Origin of the sequence: Burkholderia sp. AU45251 (assembly GCF_030482905.1) — a bacterium.
GTDB lineage: Bacteria > Pseudomonadota > Gammaproteobacteria > Burkholderiales > Burkholderiaceae > Burkholderia > Burkholderia aenigmatica.
The window spans coordinates 1-15,059 of record NZ_JAUJQH010000008.1 but is presented as its reverse complement, the minus strand read 5'-3'; the positions used below and the strand labels follow the sequence as shown (position 1 = coordinate 15,059).

16 protein-coding genes and 1 pseudogene are annotated in these 15,059 nt (G+C 71.1%); 10 read left to right on the top strand and 7 right to left on the bottom strand.

The annotated features are described in order from the left end of the window. Nucleotides 1-59 precede the first annotated feature (59 nt). The 3 genes from QZM67_RS17800 to QZM67_RS17790 form a co-directional block, all read right to left on the bottom strand. Complete coding sequence (locus tag QZM67_RS17800; protein WP_301805418.1) at nt 60-1,388, bottom strand: endoribonuclease L-PSP; 1,329 nt, start codon at nt 1,386-1,388, stop codon at nt 60-62. Nucleotides 1,389-1,474: 86 nt separating this feature from the next. Beyond that, nucleotides 1,475-2,191: a 3-oxoacyl-ACP reductase FabG gene (gene fabG / locus QZM67_RS17795; protein WP_301805768.1), complete on the bottom strand. Its 717-nt coding sequence runs from the start codon at nt 2,189-2,191 to the stop codon at nt 1,475-1,477. A gap of 110 nt (nt 2,192-2,301) precedes the next feature. Then, entirely contained in the window at nt 2,302-2,562 is a 261-nt protein-coding gene (locus tag QZM67_RS17790; RefSeq protein ID WP_175025258.1) for a phosphopantetheine-binding protein, read from the bottom strand. Between the two features lie 572 nt (nt 2,563-3,134). On the opposite strand from QZM67_RS17790, the gene QZM67_RS17785 reads away from it, so the two are divergent. The 10 genes from QZM67_RS17785 to QZM67_RS17740 all read left to right on the top strand — a co-directional run bounded on the left by QZM67_RS17785 (nt 3,135) and on the right by QZM67_RS17740 (nt 13,527). Then, on the top strand, nt 3,135-3,788 hold the full coding sequence (locus QZM67_RS17785; RefSeq protein ID WP_301805410.1) for a hypothetical protein: 654 nt from the start codon (nt 3,135-3,137) through the stop codon (nt 3,786-3,788). 63 nt (nt 3,789-3,851) lie between these two features. Beyond that, nucleotides 3,852-5,600, top strand: coding sequence for an AMP-binding protein (locus QZM67_RS17780; protein ID WP_301805402.1), 1,749 nt, complete (start codon nt 3,852-3,854; stop codon nt 5,598-5,600). Continuing rightward, the gene (locus QZM67_RS17775) at nt 5,597-6,574 is read left to right on the top strand and encodes an acyl-CoA synthetase (protein ID WP_175025469.1); all 978 of its coding nucleotides are present in this window, start codon (nt 5,597-5,599) and stop codon (nt 6,572-6,574) included. Before QZM67_RS17780 ends, QZM67_RS17775 begins: the two co-directional genes overlap by 4 nt. Beyond that, a complete protein-coding gene (locus tag QZM67_RS17770; protein ID WP_175025468.1) occupies nt 6,571-7,227 on the top strand; it encodes an outer membrane lipoprotein carrier protein LolA in 657 nt (218 codons plus the stop codon). Before QZM67_RS17775 ends, QZM67_RS17770 begins: the two co-directional genes overlap by 4 nt. Further along, a complete protein-coding gene (locus QZM67_RS17765; protein ID WP_301805397.1) occupies nt 7,227-9,704 on the top strand; it encodes an MMPL family transporter in 2,478 nt (825 codons plus the stop codon). The genes QZM67_RS17770 and QZM67_RS17765 overlap by 1 nt, the downstream gene beginning before the upstream one ends. After that, nucleotides 9,701-10,594 (top strand): polysaccharide deacetylase family protein, encoded by an 894-nt coding sequence (locus QZM67_RS17760; RefSeq protein WP_175025466.1) that lies wholly within the window; start codon nt 9,701-9,703, stop codon nt 10,592-10,594. Before QZM67_RS17765 ends, QZM67_RS17760 begins: the two co-directional genes overlap by 4 nt. Before the next feature lie 63 nt (nt 10,595-10,657). Next, on the top strand, nt 10,658-11,869 hold the full coding sequence (locus tag QZM67_RS17755; protein WP_301805393.1) for a beta-ketoacyl-[acyl-carrier-protein] synthase family protein: 1,212 nt from the start codon (nt 10,658-10,660) through the stop codon (nt 11,867-11,869). 8 nt (nt 11,870-11,877) lie between these two features. Then, nucleotides 11,878-12,693 carry a beta-ketoacyl synthase chain length factor gene (locus QZM67_RS17750; protein ID WP_301805390.1) on the top strand — a complete coding sequence of 272 codons (816 nt, stop codon included), beginning with the start codon at nt 11,878-11,880 and terminating at the stop codon, nt 12,691-12,693. Then, nucleotides 12,693-13,196 (top strand): hotdog family protein, encoded by a 504-nt coding sequence (locus QZM67_RS17745; protein ID WP_301805388.1) that lies wholly within the window; start codon nt 12,693-12,695, stop codon nt 13,194-13,196. Before QZM67_RS17750 ends, QZM67_RS17745 begins: the two co-directional genes overlap by 1 nt. Continuing rightward, complete coding sequence (locus tag QZM67_RS17740; protein ID WP_301805386.1) at nt 13,180-13,527, top strand: hypothetical protein; 348 nt, start codon at nt 13,180-13,182, stop codon at nt 13,525-13,527. Before QZM67_RS17745 ends, QZM67_RS17740 begins: the two co-directional genes overlap by 17 nt. 87 nt (nt 13,528-13,614) lie before the next feature. Here QZM67_RS17740 and QZM67_RS17735 read toward each other — a convergent pair whose 3' ends face one another. The 4 genes and pseudogenes from QZM67_RS17735 to QZM67_RS17720 form a co-directional block, all read right to left on the bottom strand. After that, nucleotides 13,615-13,821, bottom strand: a complete 207-nt coding sequence (locus tag QZM67_RS17735) for a hypothetical protein (RefSeq protein ID WP_175025461.1) — start codon at nt 13,819-13,821, stop codon at nt 13,615-13,617. Nucleotides 13,822-13,945: 124 nt separating this feature from the next. Continuing rightward, nucleotides 13,946-14,689 carry an acetoacetyl-CoA reductase gene (gene phbB, locus QZM67_RS17730; RefSeq protein WP_301805383.1) on the bottom strand — a complete coding sequence of 248 codons (744 nt, stop codon included), beginning with the start codon at nt 14,687-14,689 and terminating at the stop codon, nt 13,946-13,948. Between the two features lies 1 nt (nt 14,690). Next, a complete protein-coding gene (locus QZM67_RS17725; protein WP_301805380.1) occupies nt 14,691-14,825 on the bottom strand; it encodes a hypothetical protein in 135 nt (44 codons plus the stop codon). 79 nt (nt 14,826-14,904) lie between these two features. After that, nucleotides 14,905-15,059: pseudogene (locus QZM67_RS17720) on the bottom strand (acetyl-CoA C-acetyltransferase); the annotation flags it as partial.

The following is a 15,059-nucleotide window of genomic DNA, read 5'->3' as shown; positions in this document are numbered from 1 at the left end:
GGCTTCGTCGACGTCGCCCGCGTGCGGGGCCGGTTGCTCGATCGTGAGGTTTTCTCGCTTCATGACAGCCACGCCTCCTCATGACCCGCGCTGGCCTCGATCTCGACCAGCAGGTCGTCGCGGCACACGTCCGCATGGACAATCAGCGGCCGTACACCGGGGCCGGCCGCCTCGCGCAGCACGCGCTCGATCGCGGCCAGCGCCGCGGCATCGCCGGCATCGCGCACGTAGACGCGATAGCTCAGGTCGGCGAGCGAGAACGGGCCGTGCCCCTGGCGCGCGGCCTGCTCGAGCACGGCTGCGAGGTTCGCGACCGTCTCGCGCGTTTGCGCGACGACATCGCCGTGATGCACGGTGCGGTGCCCGACGATGCTCGCGGTGCCCGACACGAACAGCACCGGCGCGGCGTCGCCTTCCGTCCATGCGGCGGCGCGCGCGAACGTCGGCGCACGCGGGCCGTACTGCGCCGGATAGTGATATGCGCTGACCTGGCGCGGGTTCTCGACCGGATCGGCCGGCGTGCGGCTCGCGAGGAAATGGATCGCGAGCGGCGCGGCTGGCGATGCGTCACCCGCGACCGGCACGACCGAACCGAGCGCACATGCGGCCGGCACGCCGCCCGTCAGCGCGCGGCGGCACGCGTCGAACGCGTGCTGGCGGCCGATATTGAACTGACGATAGCGCTCGATCCCGAACTGCACCGCGTTGATCGCCGGCACGGTATTCCAGATGCGCAGCGGATGCGGCATGCCGAGCGAATCGAGCACGTCGAACAGCGCACGGTACGCAGCATGCGTCGCGCGTTCGAGCGGCGTGCCGCCTTCGTGCGTTTCGTGCGTTTCGTGCGTTTCGTGCGTTTCGTGCGTTTCGTGCGTTCCGCTCGTCTCGTGCACGACGATGCTGCCGAACACGAGGCCCGCCGTTTCGCTGTACCGATAGTGCAGCGCGCCGCGCCGTTCGCTGCGCAGGTCGCGCGCATCGCATTGCCAGATTTCGCAAACGGCGTCGTCCGGCGCGATGCCTGCGCCGAGCAGCGCCATCGGCACCGGCGCGACGGGCAGGTCGGGCACGGCATCGGCCAGCATCCGTGCCGCCGCGTCCGCGTTCGATTCGTCCTGCAGGCCGGCCGCACCAATACACACCGCACCCAATGCGCCAGGAAACGCGCGCTCGAATCCGTCGCCATGGCTGCGCGCATCGTGCAGCAACACGGCGAGCCGCGCATGGCTCAACCGGACGAGCCGCAGCGCGCGGTCGCCGTCGTGCGCGAGCGGCGCGCCCGATCGCGATGCGGCCGGCCCGGCCGCCGTCTGCCCGCGCGCAACGGGCGCGGCGGCGGACGACAGGGAACACGGACGCCGTTCGGCGTCGACTGGATGCACGGACACTTCGATTTCCTCACTAGGCGGCGCAAGCCGCGCAACCTCGCGGCTGCGCCGCGTTGCGTTACGTCACGCCGACGCTGCGCGCTTCGTCAGGCCAGCCCGCCGTTGACGGACAGCACCTGCCCCGTCACATAGGCCGCGGCGTCGGACACCAGGTACGCGACCATCGCCGCGACTTCGTCGGGCCGCCCCGCGCGCTGCGCGGGTACGAGCTGTTTGATGCGTTCGGCGGGAAACGCCTGTTCGGCCATCGGCGATTCGATGATGCCGGGCGCCACCGCGTTCACGGTGATGCCGCGCGACGCGAGCTCCAGCGACAGCGACTTCGTCGCGCCGATCAGCCCCGCCTTCGCGGCCGCGTAATTGACCTGCCCGCGATTGCCGGTCACGCCGGCCACCGACGCGATGTTGACGATCCGGCCGCGCCGCGTGCGGATCATCGGCAACAGCAGCGGCTGCGTGACGTTGAAGAAGCCGTTGAGCGTCACGTCGATCACGCTGTGCCACTGCCGGTGCGACATGCCGGCCATCGGCGCATCGTCGTGAATGCCCGCGTTGTTGACGAGGATCTGCACCGGCGCATCGTCGATGAACGGCTTCAGCGCGGCGAGCGTTGCATCGGCGTCGGTCACGTCGAACGCAATTGCGTGCGCGGTGCCGCCGGCCGCGACGATCTGCTGCGCGACCGCCTCCGCCTGCGCGAGATGGCGGTTCGCATGCACCCACACTTCATGGCCGGCCTGCGCGAGCGCCGTGCAGATTGCCTGCCCGAGCGCGCCGCTGCCGCCCGTCACGAGCGCCCGCATCGAATTGCTCCGTTCATCGCGTTCCACCTCGATCGACACGGCCGCGTATCGTCTGCCGATTGCTGCCGCGTGCCGTCATCATCTGCGCGTCGCGCCCGTGCGCGACGCCGTCACTTCGTGCGGTGCGCGGCGACGTACGCAGCCAGTGCACCGAGCGCCGCAAAGATCTTCTGGTTGTCCGGATTGTCCGAACGCAGCTCGAAGCCGTATTTCTTCGAGATCAGCAGTGCGATTTCCAGGATGTCGATGGAGTCGAGCCCGAAACCCTCGCCATACAGCGGGGTCTCGGCCGTCACTGTTTCGAGCGGGACGTCTTCGAGATTCAGTTCGCCGATGATCAGCGTGGCGAGCTCTTGTTCCAGTGCGTTCATCATGCGTGCGGGCAGGCGGCCCGTGGCAGCGGAAGGTGCCCGGAAACGGCAATCGCCATGCACGCCCGGCGCGTGCGAATCTCCGTCCCTCCGGCGTCTGCCGGCTTCCCCGCCTGCTTTATTTGGGGATCGTTTGTAAAAGTTACGCGGATTCTAGACGAACGGGTATCGGGCCGTATACCGCCAATGGTTACAGACTGGCGAGCCGGCGCCGCGGCCCGTCTCGGGACCCGAATGCACCAGACGCTTGAGCCGCTTTGGATGGAAATGGACCGACCCCGCGAAACCGTTCGTCCTGCGCCATACAATCGGTTACAAAACCCGTTCGCGCCCGCCCCGAACACGCGGTGCCGCGGCCCTAAAATGAGCGTGCCCGACCACCGGCCCGGACCCGCGTCCCGGCCGCCATTCATATGATGTTTGACGGCCCGACCACGACGTCCGGCCACGATCTTCCCGATGTCGCCAGTCATGCCGCGCCCGTCCTTCCGCTCCGTTCCGGTTCGCCCGTCCGTCCGCTGCCGCCTGGCCGCCGGTGACGGGTACCCGCGCCGTGTGCGCGGAGACCGCCGATGAGCCGGCTGCTGCCCGTCGCGCGCGGCCTCGCCGCAGTCGGCGCCGTCGCGGCCTACCAGGCCGGCGCGCACTACGCGGCCGCGACGCCCGGCGCGCACGGCTTCGGCCTCGCGATGGCGCTCGTGCCGCCGCTGCTGCTCGCGCTCGGCGCGGCACTGCGCTCTTCGCATCGCGCGTGGCTCGTGCCGGCATGGCTGCTTGCCGCCACCGTGCTGTGGGCCGCGCACGTGCCGCTCGCCCGGCATTTCGAATGGGGCCTGTATCTGGAACACGCGAGCTTCAACCTCGCGATGGCGCTGCTGTTCGGCCGCACGCTCGCGGCCGGCCAGGTGCCGCTGTGCACGCGCTTCGCGACGATGATCCACGGCGCGATCACGCCGGCCGTCGCACGCTACACGCGGCAGATCACGCTCGCGTGGACGCTGTTCTTCGTCGCGATCGCCGCCGTGTCGACGCTGCTGTTCGCGACCGCGCCGATCGTCACGTGGTCGACGTTCGCGAACTACCTGTCGCTGCCGCTCGTCGCCGTGATGTTCGCCGCCGAGCATGCGTGCCGGCGCTTCGCACTGCCGCACGAACCGCGGCCGCGCATGATCGATGCGGTGCGCGCGTATCGCGCGACGACGCACACATCGCAGGCGTCACGATGAATTCACGGCCGGTGCGGTGCCGCCACGCGGCGCGCCGGCTTTCGCTCCCGTTTTGACCGATTTATGCCGACTCACCCGCTGGTTTTCCATTCATCGCCGGACCAGACGATCGCCTGGCGCGACGGCGCGCCCGTCACCGTGCGCGCGTTCGTCGCCGACGTCGCGCGCGTGGCCGCCGCGCTGCCCGCCGGCGGCCACGTGTTCAACGTGTGCCGCGACCGCTACCGCTTCGCGGTCAGCCTGTGCGCCGCGCTCGTTGCCGGCAAGATCAGCCTGCTGCCATCGACGCACACGCCGGAAATGGTCCGCCAGTTGGCGTCGTTCGCGCCCGACGCGTTCTGCCTGCACGACGCGCCCGACTGCGCGATCGACCTGCCGCGCTTCGCGTACCCCGACGCCGCCCCCGGCGAACTCGCGAGCGATGCGCCGTTCGCCGTGCCGCAGATCGATGCGGCGCGGATCATGGCTTACGTGTTCACATCCGGCTCGACCGGCGCGCCGGTGCCGCACCGCAAGACCTGGGGCTTCCTGGTCGGCTGCGTGCGCGCGGCGGCCGACCGCCTCGGGCTGCTCGACGGCCGCGCGGCCACGCTGATCGGCACGGTGCCCGCGCAGCACATGTACGGCTTCGAGTCGACGGTGCTGCTCGCGCTGATCGGCGGCCTCGCGTTCAGCAACCGCCAGCCGTTCTACCCGGTCGACATCCGCGACGAACTCGACGCGATCCCGCAGCCGCGTGTGCTCGTCACGTCGCCGATTCACCTGCGTGCGCTGCTGGCAGCCGGCCATGCGCTGCCGCCCGCGGCGCTCGTGCTGTCGGCCACCGCGCCGCTGTCGGAAAAGCTCGCATGCGAAGCCGAGGCCGCGCTCGACGCGCCGCTCGTCGAGATCTACGGCAGCACCGAAACCGGCCAGATCGCCACCCGCCGCACGTCGCAAGGCGCGACGTGGGCGTTGTTCCCGGGCATCCGGCTCGACCCGCGCGACGCACCGGAGAGCGACGACGGCGAGCCGACGATCTGGGTGTCGGGCGGGCACGTCGAAGCACCCGTGCCGATGGGCGATGCGCTCGAACTGCTCGGCGACGGCCGGTTCCTGCTGCACGGCCGCAAGGCCGACCTCGTCAACATCGCCGGCAAGCGCACGTCGCTCGCGTACCTGAACCATCAGCTCAATGCGATTCCGGACGTGATCGACGGCGTGTTCTTCATGCCCGACGAAGTCGCACCGGCGCACGCCGACGCGAGCCTCGAACCGGTCACGCGCCTCGTCGCGCTGGTCGTCGCGCCGACGCTCGCGGCCGCCGAGCTGCAGCGCGCGCTGCGCGAGCGGATCGATCCCGCGTTCATGCCGCGCCCGCTCGTGTTCGTCGACGCGCTGCCGCGCAACGAAACGGGCAAGCTGCCGCGCGACGTGCTCGCCGCGCTCGTTGCGCAACATGCGCGCGCCGCGGCCGCGCCGACGCCCGTGCGCGACCCGGCCGGCACGCCCGCGCCCGCGCTCGAGTTCACGATCCCCGCCGATCACCCGGCACTGCCCGGCCACTTCCCCGGCCACCCGGTCGTGCCGGGCGTCGTGCTGCTCGATCACGCGATCCATGCGATCGGCACAGCGCTTAACCGCCCGCTGCACACGTGGCGGCTCGGTTCCGCTAAATTCCTGAGCCCGGTCGCCCCCGGCGAACCGCTCGAGCTCACGTTCGACCCGGCCGCCAGCGGCGCGATCCGCTTCACGCTGCGCACCGGGGCCCGCGAGGTCGCGAGCGGCGTGCTGTCCGCGCCGCCGGCCGTGCAGGATGGCGCGCAGCCATGAAGCGCACCGCGTGGGCCGAACGCCAGGAGCGCAGCAATGCGGGCTTGCTGCGCGCGATGACGTGGATCTCGCTGCGCTTCGGCCGGCAGCGCGCGCGTGTCGTGCTGCACCTGATCGCGACGTATTTCGTGCTGTTCTCGCCGGTCGCGTGCGCGGCGTCGCGCGACTACCTGCGCCGCGTGCTCGGCCGCCCCGCGCGCTGGCGCGACGTGTACCGGCACGTGTTCACGTTCGCGGCGACGATCCACGACCGCATCTACCTGATGAACGGGCGCTTCGACCTGTTCGACATCCGGCTGCACGGCGAGACGCTTGTCGATGACGCGCTCGCGGGCGGACGCGGCGCGTTCCTGATGGGCGCGCATCTCGGCAGCTTCGAGGTCGTGCGCGCGATCGGCCGCACGCACCCGGACCTGCGCGTCGTCGTGACGATGTACGAGAAGAACGCGCGCAAGATCAACGCGACGCTCGCCGCGGTGAACCCCGCCGCGCAGCCGGAAGTGATTCCGCTCGGGCAGGTCGACTCGATGCTGAAGGTGCGCGAGCGCCTCGACGCAAACTGCATGGTCGGCATGCTCGCCGACCGCACGCTGCTCGACGAGTCTGCCGCGTCGCTGCGGCGGCTGCCGCTACTCGGCGCGCCGGCCGCGTTTCCGCTCGGGCCGCTCTACATGGCCGCGATGTTGAAGCGGCCGGTGATCTTCATGACGGGCCTCTATCGCGACGGCAACCGCTACGATGTGCACTTCGAGACGCTCGCCGACTTCTCCGACGTGCGGCGCGACGCGCGCGCGGCGGCCGTCGACGCGGCACTCGCGCGCTACGTCGCGCTGCTCGACCAATACTGCCGCGCGGCACCGTACAACTGGTTCAACTATTTCGATTTCTGGCAAGGCGGCGATGCCGCGGCTGCGCGCAGCGACGCGGCGCGCGCCGGTGCCGGCCTGTCCGCCACGAGGGATTCCGACGCATGACCGCCGTTCGCCGCCGCCTGCCCACGCTCCCGTCCGTGCTGCATCGTGCCGTCCGCACGCTGGCCGTCGCCGTCGCGGCAACCGCCGCTGCGATCGCGCTGACGGCCACGCCCGCGCAGGCGGCCGACGCGGGGGCGCCATGGAGCCTCGACCGGCTGATGTCGACGCTCGCGCAGCACAAGTCGGGGCGTGCGACGTTCACCGAGACCAAATACCTGTCGATCGCGACGCAGCCGGTCGAATCGTCCGGCGAGCTCGTGTTCGTCGCGCCCGACCATCTCGAGAAGCACACGCTGAGCCCGAAGCCCGAACACCTCGTCGTCGACGGCGACATGCTCACCGTCGAACGCAACAACCGCAAGTACACGCTCGCGCTCGCGCGCTACCCGGAACTCGGCGCGTTCATCGACAGCATCCGCGCGACGCTCGCCGGCAACCGCTTCGCGCTCGAACAGGTGTACAAGGTTGCGCTCGCCGGACGCGGCGACGACTGGACGCTGACGCTCACGCCGCTCGACTCGCGGATGCTGAAGGTCGTCAGCACGATCACGCTCGACGGCACGCGCGACGTGTTGCGCAGCGTCGCGATCCGGCAGGCCGACGGCGACCGTTCGGTGATGCGCCTGCAACCCGTTCCCGCGAACCCGAACTGATGGACGAACGCACCCGGCCCTCGTCGTCACCGGTCGCGCGCCGCCTGCACACGCTGCGGCAGCGCGCGGTGCTCGTGTGGCTGCTCGCGCTTCTCGCGTGCGGCGTCGCGATCGGGCGCGCCCACTTCACGGCCGACCTGTCCGCCTTCCTGCCGAGCGCGCCGAGCGCCGGGCAGCGCGTGCTCGTCGATCAGTTGCGCGACGGCATCGTGTCGCGGCTGATCCTCGTCGCGATCGACGGCGGCGATGCCGCCACGCGCGCCACGCTGTCGCGACGCGTCGCCGGCGCGCTGCGCACCGATCCGCAGTTCGCGGCCGTTCACAACGGCGAAGCCGCGAACGACGCGCGCGACCGCCAGTTCATCTTCGATCACCGCTACTTGCTCAGCCCCGCCGTCACGCCGCAGCGCTTCAGCGCCGCCGGCCTGCATCAGGCGCTCGGCGACAGCCTCGACCTGCTGAGCTCGTCGGCCGGCCTCGTGGCCAAGGCGATGCTGCCGCGCGACCCGACCGGCGAAGTCGCCACGCTCGTCGACCAGCTCGACAGCGCGGCCGAACCGGCGAGCCGCGACGGCGTGTGGGCGTCGCGCGACGGCACGCGTGCCGTGCTCGTCGTGCAGACGGCCGCCGCCGGTTCCGATACCGACGCGCAGGCCCATGCGATCGACACGGTGCGCCGCGCGTTCGCCGCCGCGACGCAGGCCGTGCCGAACGCCGCCGCGACTACGCTCGCGATGACGGGCCCCGGCGTGTTCTCGGTCGACACGCGCGACACGATCCGGCACGACGTCGAACGGCTGTCGACGGCGAGCGTCGTGCTGATCGTCGCGCTGCTGCTGACGCTGTACCGTTCGCCGCGCACGCTCGCGCTCGGCTTGCTGCCGGTGCTGACGGGCGTCGCGGCGGGAATCGCGGCGGTCAGCCTCGCGTTCGGCACGGTCCACGGGCTGACGCTCGGCTTCGGCACGACGCTGATCGGCGAAGCCGTCGACTATTCGATCTACCTGTTCGTGCAATCGGCGCAGGCCGGCACGCGCGGCACGGCGCGCCCGGCCGACGCGACGCGCGCATGGGTCGCCGCGTACTGGCCGACGATCCGGCTCGGCGTGCTGACCTCCGTGTGCGGGTTCGCGTCGATGCTGTTCTCCGGCTTCCCGGGCCTCGTGCAGCTCGGGCTGTATTCGATCGTCGGGCTGACGGCCGCCGCGCTCGTCACGCGCTTCGTGCTGCCGCACCTGCGCGGCGAACATGTCGCGATCCGCGACGTGTCGCGGGTCGGCGCCGTACTCGCGCGCGCGGCCGACGCCGCACCGCGGCTGCGCTGGCCGCTCGCCGTGCTGGTGATCGCCGCGGGCGCGACGCTCGTGCTGCATCGCGACGGCCTGTGGAGCCGCGAACTCGCCGCGCTGAGCCCCGTGCCGGCGCCAGCGCAGGCACTCGACGCGCGGTTGCGCGCCGATGTCGGCGCACCCGACGTGCGCTACCTCGTCGTGATTTCCGCCGCGACCGAACAGGCCGCGCTCGAAGGCGCCGAAAAAGTGGCCGCGCAATTGCAGCCGCTCGTCGACCGGGGCGCGCTCGCCGGCTTCGAAAGCCCCGCGCGCTACCTGCCGAGCGACGCCGCGCAGCGCGCGCGCCTGGCCAGCCTGCCGGATGCCGGCGTGCTCACCGGGCGGATGCGCGATGCCGTCGCGAACCAGCCGATCGCGGTCAAGCCCGACCTGTTCGCGCCGTTCATCGCCGATGTCGAGGCCGCGCGCCACGCACCGCTGCTCGCGCGCGCGGATTTGCACGGCACGTCGATGGCGCTCGCCGTCGATGCGCTGCTGACCGAACGTGACGGCCGCTGGAGCGCGATGCTGCCGCTGCGCGCGCCGGACGCCGCCCGCACCGCGCAACCGGCATCGAGTCTCGATGCCACGCCGATTCGCGCGGCCGTCGCACGGGCGGGCGTGCCCGATGCGCTGTTCGTCGACATGAAAGCCGAAGCCGATCGCCTGTACGTGAGCTACGTGCACGAGGACATCCGGCTGTCGCTCGCGGGTTTTGCCGCGATCGCCGTGCTGTTGCTGATCGCACTGCGCTCGCCGCGCCGCGTCGTGCGCGCGCTCGCGCCGCTCGTCGCGGCCGTGCTGGTCGTGACGGCCGGATTCGCGCTCGCCGGCGTGCAACTGACGATCCTGCATCTCGTCGGGATGCTGCTGATCGTCGCGGTCGGCTCGAACTACGCGCTGTTCTTCTGCAAGCGCGACGACGCGCAGCCCGTCACGCCCTACACGCTCGTGTCGCTGCTGATCGCGAACCTCGCGACGGTCGCCGGCTTCGGGCTGCTCGCGCTGTCGCGCGTGCCGCTGCTCGAAACCTTCGGGCTGACCGTCGGCCCAGGCGCGATGCTCGCGCTTGCGTTCGCGGCGATTCTCGCGCCGCGCGCGGCTGAGGTCGCGACCGTCAACCATCATCGAGGAAGCCGCGCATGAACGCGCCGTCGTCCGTTCCATCGCGACCGCCCGGCGACACGCGCCGCTGGAAACCCACGCCGCTGATCGCGGGCACGGCCGCGCTGCATGCAGGCGCGGCCGCCGCCGTCGTTGCGCAACCGGCCACGTGGCCGTGGGCCGTCGGCGGCGTGGTCGCGTCGCATCTCGCGCTGACCGCCGCCGGCCTGTGGCCGCGCAGCACGCTGCTCGGGCCGAACTGGACGCGCCTGCCGCCCGGTGCCGGCCGCCGGATCGCACTGACGATCGACGACGGCCCGGACCCGGACGTCACGCCGCGCGTGCTCGACCTGCTCGACCGTTACGACGCGCGCGCGACGTTCTTCTGCATCGGCGATCTCGCGCGCCGTCATCCGCGCTGGATCGAGGCGATCGTCGCGCGCGGTCACGTGATCGAGAACCATAGCCAGCGACACCGGCACACGTTCTCGCTGTCGGGGCCCGCCGCGCTGCGGCGCGAAATCGCGGCCGCGCAGCAGACGCTGACCGAGCTCGCCGGTACGCGCCCGCTGTTCTTCCGCGCGCCGGCCGGCCTGCGCAATCCATTTCTCGAGCCGGTGCTGTGCGAACTCGGCCTGCAACTCGCGAGCTGGACGCGGCGCGGCTTCGACACGCGCGCGCGCGATGCCGCGACCGTCACGCGCCGCCTGCTGCACGGTCTTGAAGCGCGCGACATCCTGCTCGTGCACGACGGCCACGCGGCGCGCGACGCACGCGGCGAACCGGTCGTGCTCGACGTGCTGCAAGCGGTGCTGCGCGCGGCCGCCGACGCGCAGTTGCACTGGACCACGCTGCGCGCGGCGCTCGCGCCGGAACTGCCCGGCAGGCCGGGCGAGCCGGCCGGTTCGGCACCCCCGTTTGATAAAATCTGACCTCGAACGGCGCGCCTGCCAGCCCTGCTGCGGCGCCCGTTCCGGCCACCGGATGCGACCCTCGTGAAACCTCTCCTGCTCTCGCACTTCACCGCCACCAGCTGCATCGGCCGCGGCCTCGATGCGACCCTCGATGCGCTGCGCCACGCGCGCGGCGGGCTCACGCGCTGCGACTTCGAGCGTGCGGATCTCGACACGTGGATCGGCGCAGTGGACGGCGTCGACGCGCAGCCCGTGCGTGCCGACCTCGCCGACTTCGAGTGCCGCAACAACCGCCTCGCGCAGCTCGGCCTCACGCAGGACGGCTTCGACGCAAGCGTCGCGACGGCCGTCGCGCGCTACGGCGCGGCGCGCGTCGGCGTGTTCATCGGCACGAGCACGGCCGGCATCCTCGAGACCGAGCACGCGTACCAGCGCCGCGATCCGGCGAGCGGAGCGCTGCCCGCCGACTTCCGCTACGCACACACGCACAACCCGTATTCGCCGGCCGCATTCGTGCGCGCGTTTTTCGCGCTGCGCGGGCCGGCGATAGCGATCTCGTCCGCGTGCTCGTCCGGCGCGAAGGTGTTCGGCTCCGCGCGCCGCATGATCGAGGCAGGCTTGATCGACGCGGCCGTCGTCGGCGGCGTCGATTCGCTGTGCCTGACGACGCTGTACGGCTTCAATTCGCTCGAACTGCTGTCACGCCAGCCGTGCCGGCCGTTCGACGTCGCGCGCGACGGCATCTCGATCGGCGAGGCCGCCGCGTTCGCGCTCGTCGAACGCGTGCCCGACCGGCCCGCCGCACTCGACGCCGACGCGATCCTGCTGCTCGGCATCGGCGAATCGAGCGACGCACATCACATGTCGTCGCCGCATCCGGATGGGCTCGGCGCGCGCGTCGCGATCGAGCAGGCGCTCGCGTCCGCCGGCCTCGGCGCGACCGACATCGACTACGTGAACCTGCACGGCACCGCGACGCCGAGCAACGACGCGGCCGAAAGCCGCGCGATCGGCGCGCTGTTCGCCAGCACGCCGTGCAGTTCGACGAAGGGGGCGACCGGCCATACGCTCGGCGCGGCGGGTGCGCTCGAGGCGGTCGTCGCCGCGCTCGCGCTGCGCGCGCAGTTCATGCCGGCCGGCGTCAGCACGACGCAACCCGACCCGGCCCTCGCCGCCGACTACGTGCTCGCGAGCCGCGATGCGCGCGTACGCGCCGTCCTTTCCAATTCGTTCGGCTTCGGCGGCACGAATTGCAGCCTGATCCTCGGCCGCGCCGACCACGCCCGCCGTTGAGGCCCGCCATGACACTCACCGCCTTCATCGAAAGCATCGGCCTCGTCGGGCCGGGACTGCCCCACTGGCCGCACGCGGCCGACGTGCTCGCGGGCCGCACGCCGTATGCGCCGGCCCGCACCGAACTGCCGCCGCCGGCCGGCCTGCCGTCGGCCGAACGGCGCCGCACGGGCCCCGTCGTGCGCGTGGCGCTCGCGGCCGGCCACGAAGCCGTAGCCGCGAGCGGACGCGACGCCGCGACGCTCGCGACCGTGTTCAGCGCGTCGGGCGGCGACGGCCAGAATTGCCACGCGATCTGCGAGACCCTTGCCGGCGACGATCGCCAGCTGTCGCCGACGCGCTTCCACAACTCCGTGCACAACGCGCCGGCCGGCTACTGGAGCATCGCGACCCGCGCGATGGCGACGTCGAACGTGCTGTGCGCGCACGACGGCAGCTTTGCCGCGGGCCTGCTCGAAAGCCTGTGCCAGGTCGCGGTCGATCGCGTGCCGACGCTGCTGATCGCGTACGACACCGACTATCCGGAACCGCTGCGCGCGGTGCGGCCGATCGGCGACGCATTCGGCGTGGCGCTCGTGCTCGCGCCCGACGCAAGCGAACGCGCGCTCGCCCGCATCGACGTGCAACTCACCGACGCGCCCGCCACGACGCTCGCGCATGCCGAACTCGACGCACTGCGCGCCGGCAATCCGGCCGCGCGCGTGCTGCCGCTGCTCGATGCACTCGCCGCGCAGCGTTCGACACGCGTCGTGCTCGACTACCTCGCCGACACACGCGTGCAGGTCGATGTCGCGATGCCGGATACGTTCACGGAGCGTGCGTGATGACCGCGACGATCCCGCTCGCGCCGCCGCTCGACCACGCGTGGATCGCCGCGCACATTCCGCACGACGGCGCGATGTGCCTGCTCGAGACGGTCGATGCGTGGGATGCCGACCGCATCCGCTGCACCGCGACGAGCCACCGCGATCCGCACAACCCGCTGCGCACGCACGGCCGGCTCGCATCGGTCTGCGGCATCGAATACGCGGCGCAAGCGATGGCCGTGCACGGCGCGCTGCTCGTTACGCACGACGCGCGCCCGCGTGTCGGCTATCTCGCGAGCGTGCGCAACGTCGATGCGTTCGTCGACCGGCTCGACACGTTCGCGCAGCCGCTCGTCGTCGAAGCGGAGCGCGTGAGCGGCGACGCCCGCTCGGTGCTGTACGGCTTCGCGCTGCGCTGCGGCGAGCGCGTGCTGCTGTCCGGCCGCGCGGCAGTGATGCTCGACGCGTCGGCAGCCGGCACGTTTCGCCCGGCCCCAGCCGGCAATGCGCATCCTCGATGAAGCCGCTTACTCAAGAGAAGGAAACCTGGTCGTGAAAATTCGTCAGTTCATTGGGACCGCGCTCGTTCTGGCGCTAATCAGCCCGATCGCGCACGCGGACATGTCGGAAGTGAAGCAGGACATCAAGCGCGATTCGAAGGAAGCTGCGCACAAGACCGGCGAGGCGGCCCGCAGCTTCGGCCACGCGACCGCGAGCGCCGCGAAGGCGGTCGGGCACGGGGTCGCACACGCGTCGCGCGAAGGCTGGGATGCCACCAAGCGCACGACGAAGCGGATCTTCCACAAGAACGACTCGGGCGAGTCGGGTGGAAAGAGCGAAAAGAGCGATTGATCAAGGGCATCGCGCGCCTCGCCTGTGGCATGCGCGCGATGCGTGACCGCTCGTCAATCGTGACGCGTCACTACCGCAATGCGGTCGTCAACGCGCGCCGCGCAGGCGGCGTGCCGGCCAGGCCCGCACGCGCGCGAAGCACCTGCCGTACGCGACGAGCCAGCAATCGCGATGATCGAAGTTCCGCAGCAGCCGCGCACGGCGCCGCTCGAGCCAGTAGAGCGAGATCGCCATCGTCAGCGCGACGGCCAGTGCCGTGCCGCCGATCGCGAGTCCCATCCAGGTGTCGCCCATGCCTTCTCCGGAATGCAAAGCCGAAGCGGCGCACCTGCCGCCGCCCTGGCACTGGATAGTGCGGAACGCGGCCCGGCACGTGCGCGCACGCCGCCGGAGCGCCGGACCGCCGCGCCACTGCGCGTCAGTGCATGTGCTGCCCGCCGTTGATCGCGATGTTGGAGCCCGTCACGAAGCCGGCCTCCTCCGAGCACAGGTAAGCGACCAGCGCCGCAACTTCCTCGGGCTTGCCGAGCCGGCCCGCCGGAATCTGCGGGAGGATCTTCGAGTCGAGGATGTCCTGCGGGATCGCCGTGACCATCTTCGTCGCGAGGTAGCCCGGCGACACCGTGTTCACCGTCACGCCCTTGCGCGCGATTTCGAGTGCGAGCGATTTCGTGAAGCCGTGCATGCCCGCCTTCGCGGCCGCATAGTTGGTCTGGCCGACCGAGCCTTTCGAGCCGTTCACCGACGAGACGTTGACGATGCGGCCCCAGCCGCGCTCGACCATGCTTTCGCAGACCGGCTTCGTCATGTTGAACACGGAATCGAGGTTGGTGCGGATCACCGCATCCCAGTTGACCTTGTCGAGCTTGCGCAGCGTCATGTCGCGCGTGATGCCCGCGTTGTTCACGAGAATGTCGACCGGGCCGACGTCCCGCACGATCTTCTCGATGCATTGCTGGCACGAATCGTGATCGGCCACGTCCACCGGGTACGCGTGGAACTCGCGGCCGGCCGCATGCATCTCGGTCAGCCAGCGGTCCGCGCCGGTGTTGTTCGGCGAATACGTGACGACTACCCGGTGGCCCGCGTCGTTCAACCTGATGCTGACCGCTTCGCCGAGGCCGCCCATTCCACCAGTCACAACTGCAATTCGCTTAGTCATCCTATAAATTACCGACAGAAAAGTAATCGATGAAGGCGGGGCGACGGCATCGCACCTGCTGCCGCCCCGCCGCTTCGATGCGAGCCGCCCGCATCGCGGGCGCGGCACGCACCGGCACCTCGCGCTTGTTGTTCACGGCTTGTCGTGCGCGAAAACCGCTTCGCCCGCATGCGGCGCCGGCAGGCGCCACACGCGGGACGTGTGTCAGGCCCTGCTCACGCGCGCTCGACCGCGAGCGCGACGCCCATCCCGCCGCCGATGCACAGCGACGCCAGCCCGCGCTTCGCGTCGCGCTTGGCCATCTCGTGCAGCAGCGTCACCAGGATCCGGCAGCCCGACGCGCCGATCGGGTGCCCGATCGCGATCGCCC

What these genes read in the sequence shown, in the direction of transcription:
- fabG (WP_301805768.1), bottom strand. Translation starts at nt 2,191, where the DNA reads ATGCGGGCGCTCGTGACGGGCGGCAGCGGCGCGCTCGGGCAGGCAATC.
- QZM67_RS17790 (WP_175025258.1), bottom strand. Translation starts at nt 2,562, where the DNA reads ATGAACGCACTGGAACAAGAGCTCGCCACGCTGATCATCGGCGAACTG.
- QZM67_RS17785 (WP_301805410.1), top strand. Translation starts at nt 3,135, where the DNA reads ATGAGCCGGCTGCTGCCCGTCGCGCGCGGCCTCGCCGCAGTCGGCGCC.
- QZM67_RS17780 (WP_301805402.1), top strand. Translation starts at nt 3,852, where the DNA reads ATGCCGACTCACCCGCTGGTTTTCCATTCATCGCCGGACCAGACGATC.
- QZM67_RS17775 (WP_175025469.1), top strand. Translation starts at nt 5,597, where the DNA reads ATGAAGCGCACCGCGTGGGCCGAACGCCAGGAGCGCAGCAATGCGGGC.
- QZM67_RS17770 (WP_175025468.1), top strand. Translation starts at nt 6,571, where the DNA reads ATGACCGCCGTTCGCCGCCGCCTGCCCACGCTCCCGTCCGTGCTGCAT.
- QZM67_RS17765 (WP_301805397.1), top strand. Translation starts at nt 7,227, where the DNA reads ATGGACGAACGCACCCGGCCCTCGTCGTCACCGGTCGCGCGCCGCCTG.
- QZM67_RS17760 (WP_175025466.1), top strand. Translation starts at nt 9,701, where the DNA reads ATGAACGCGCCGTCGTCCGTTCCATCGCGACCGCCCGGCGACACGCGC.
- QZM67_RS17750 (WP_301805390.1), top strand. Translation starts at nt 11,878, where the DNA reads ATGACACTCACCGCCTTCATCGAAAGCATCGGCCTCGTCGGGCCGGGA.
- QZM67_RS17745 (WP_301805388.1), top strand. Translation starts at nt 12,693, where the DNA reads ATGACCGCGACGATCCCGCTCGCGCCGCCGCTCGACCACGCGTGGATC.
- QZM67_RS17740 (WP_301805386.1), top strand. Translation starts at nt 13,180, where the DNA reads ATGCGCATCCTCGATGAAGCCGCTTACTCAAGAGAAGGAAACCTGGTC.
- QZM67_RS17735 (WP_175025461.1), bottom strand. Translation starts at nt 13,821, where the DNA reads ATGGGCGACACCTGGATGGGACTCGCGATCGGCGGCACGGCACTGGCC.
- phbB (WP_301805383.1), bottom strand. Translation starts at nt 14,689, where the DNA reads ATGACTAAGCGAATTGCAGTTGTGACTGGTGGAATGGGCGGCCTCGGC.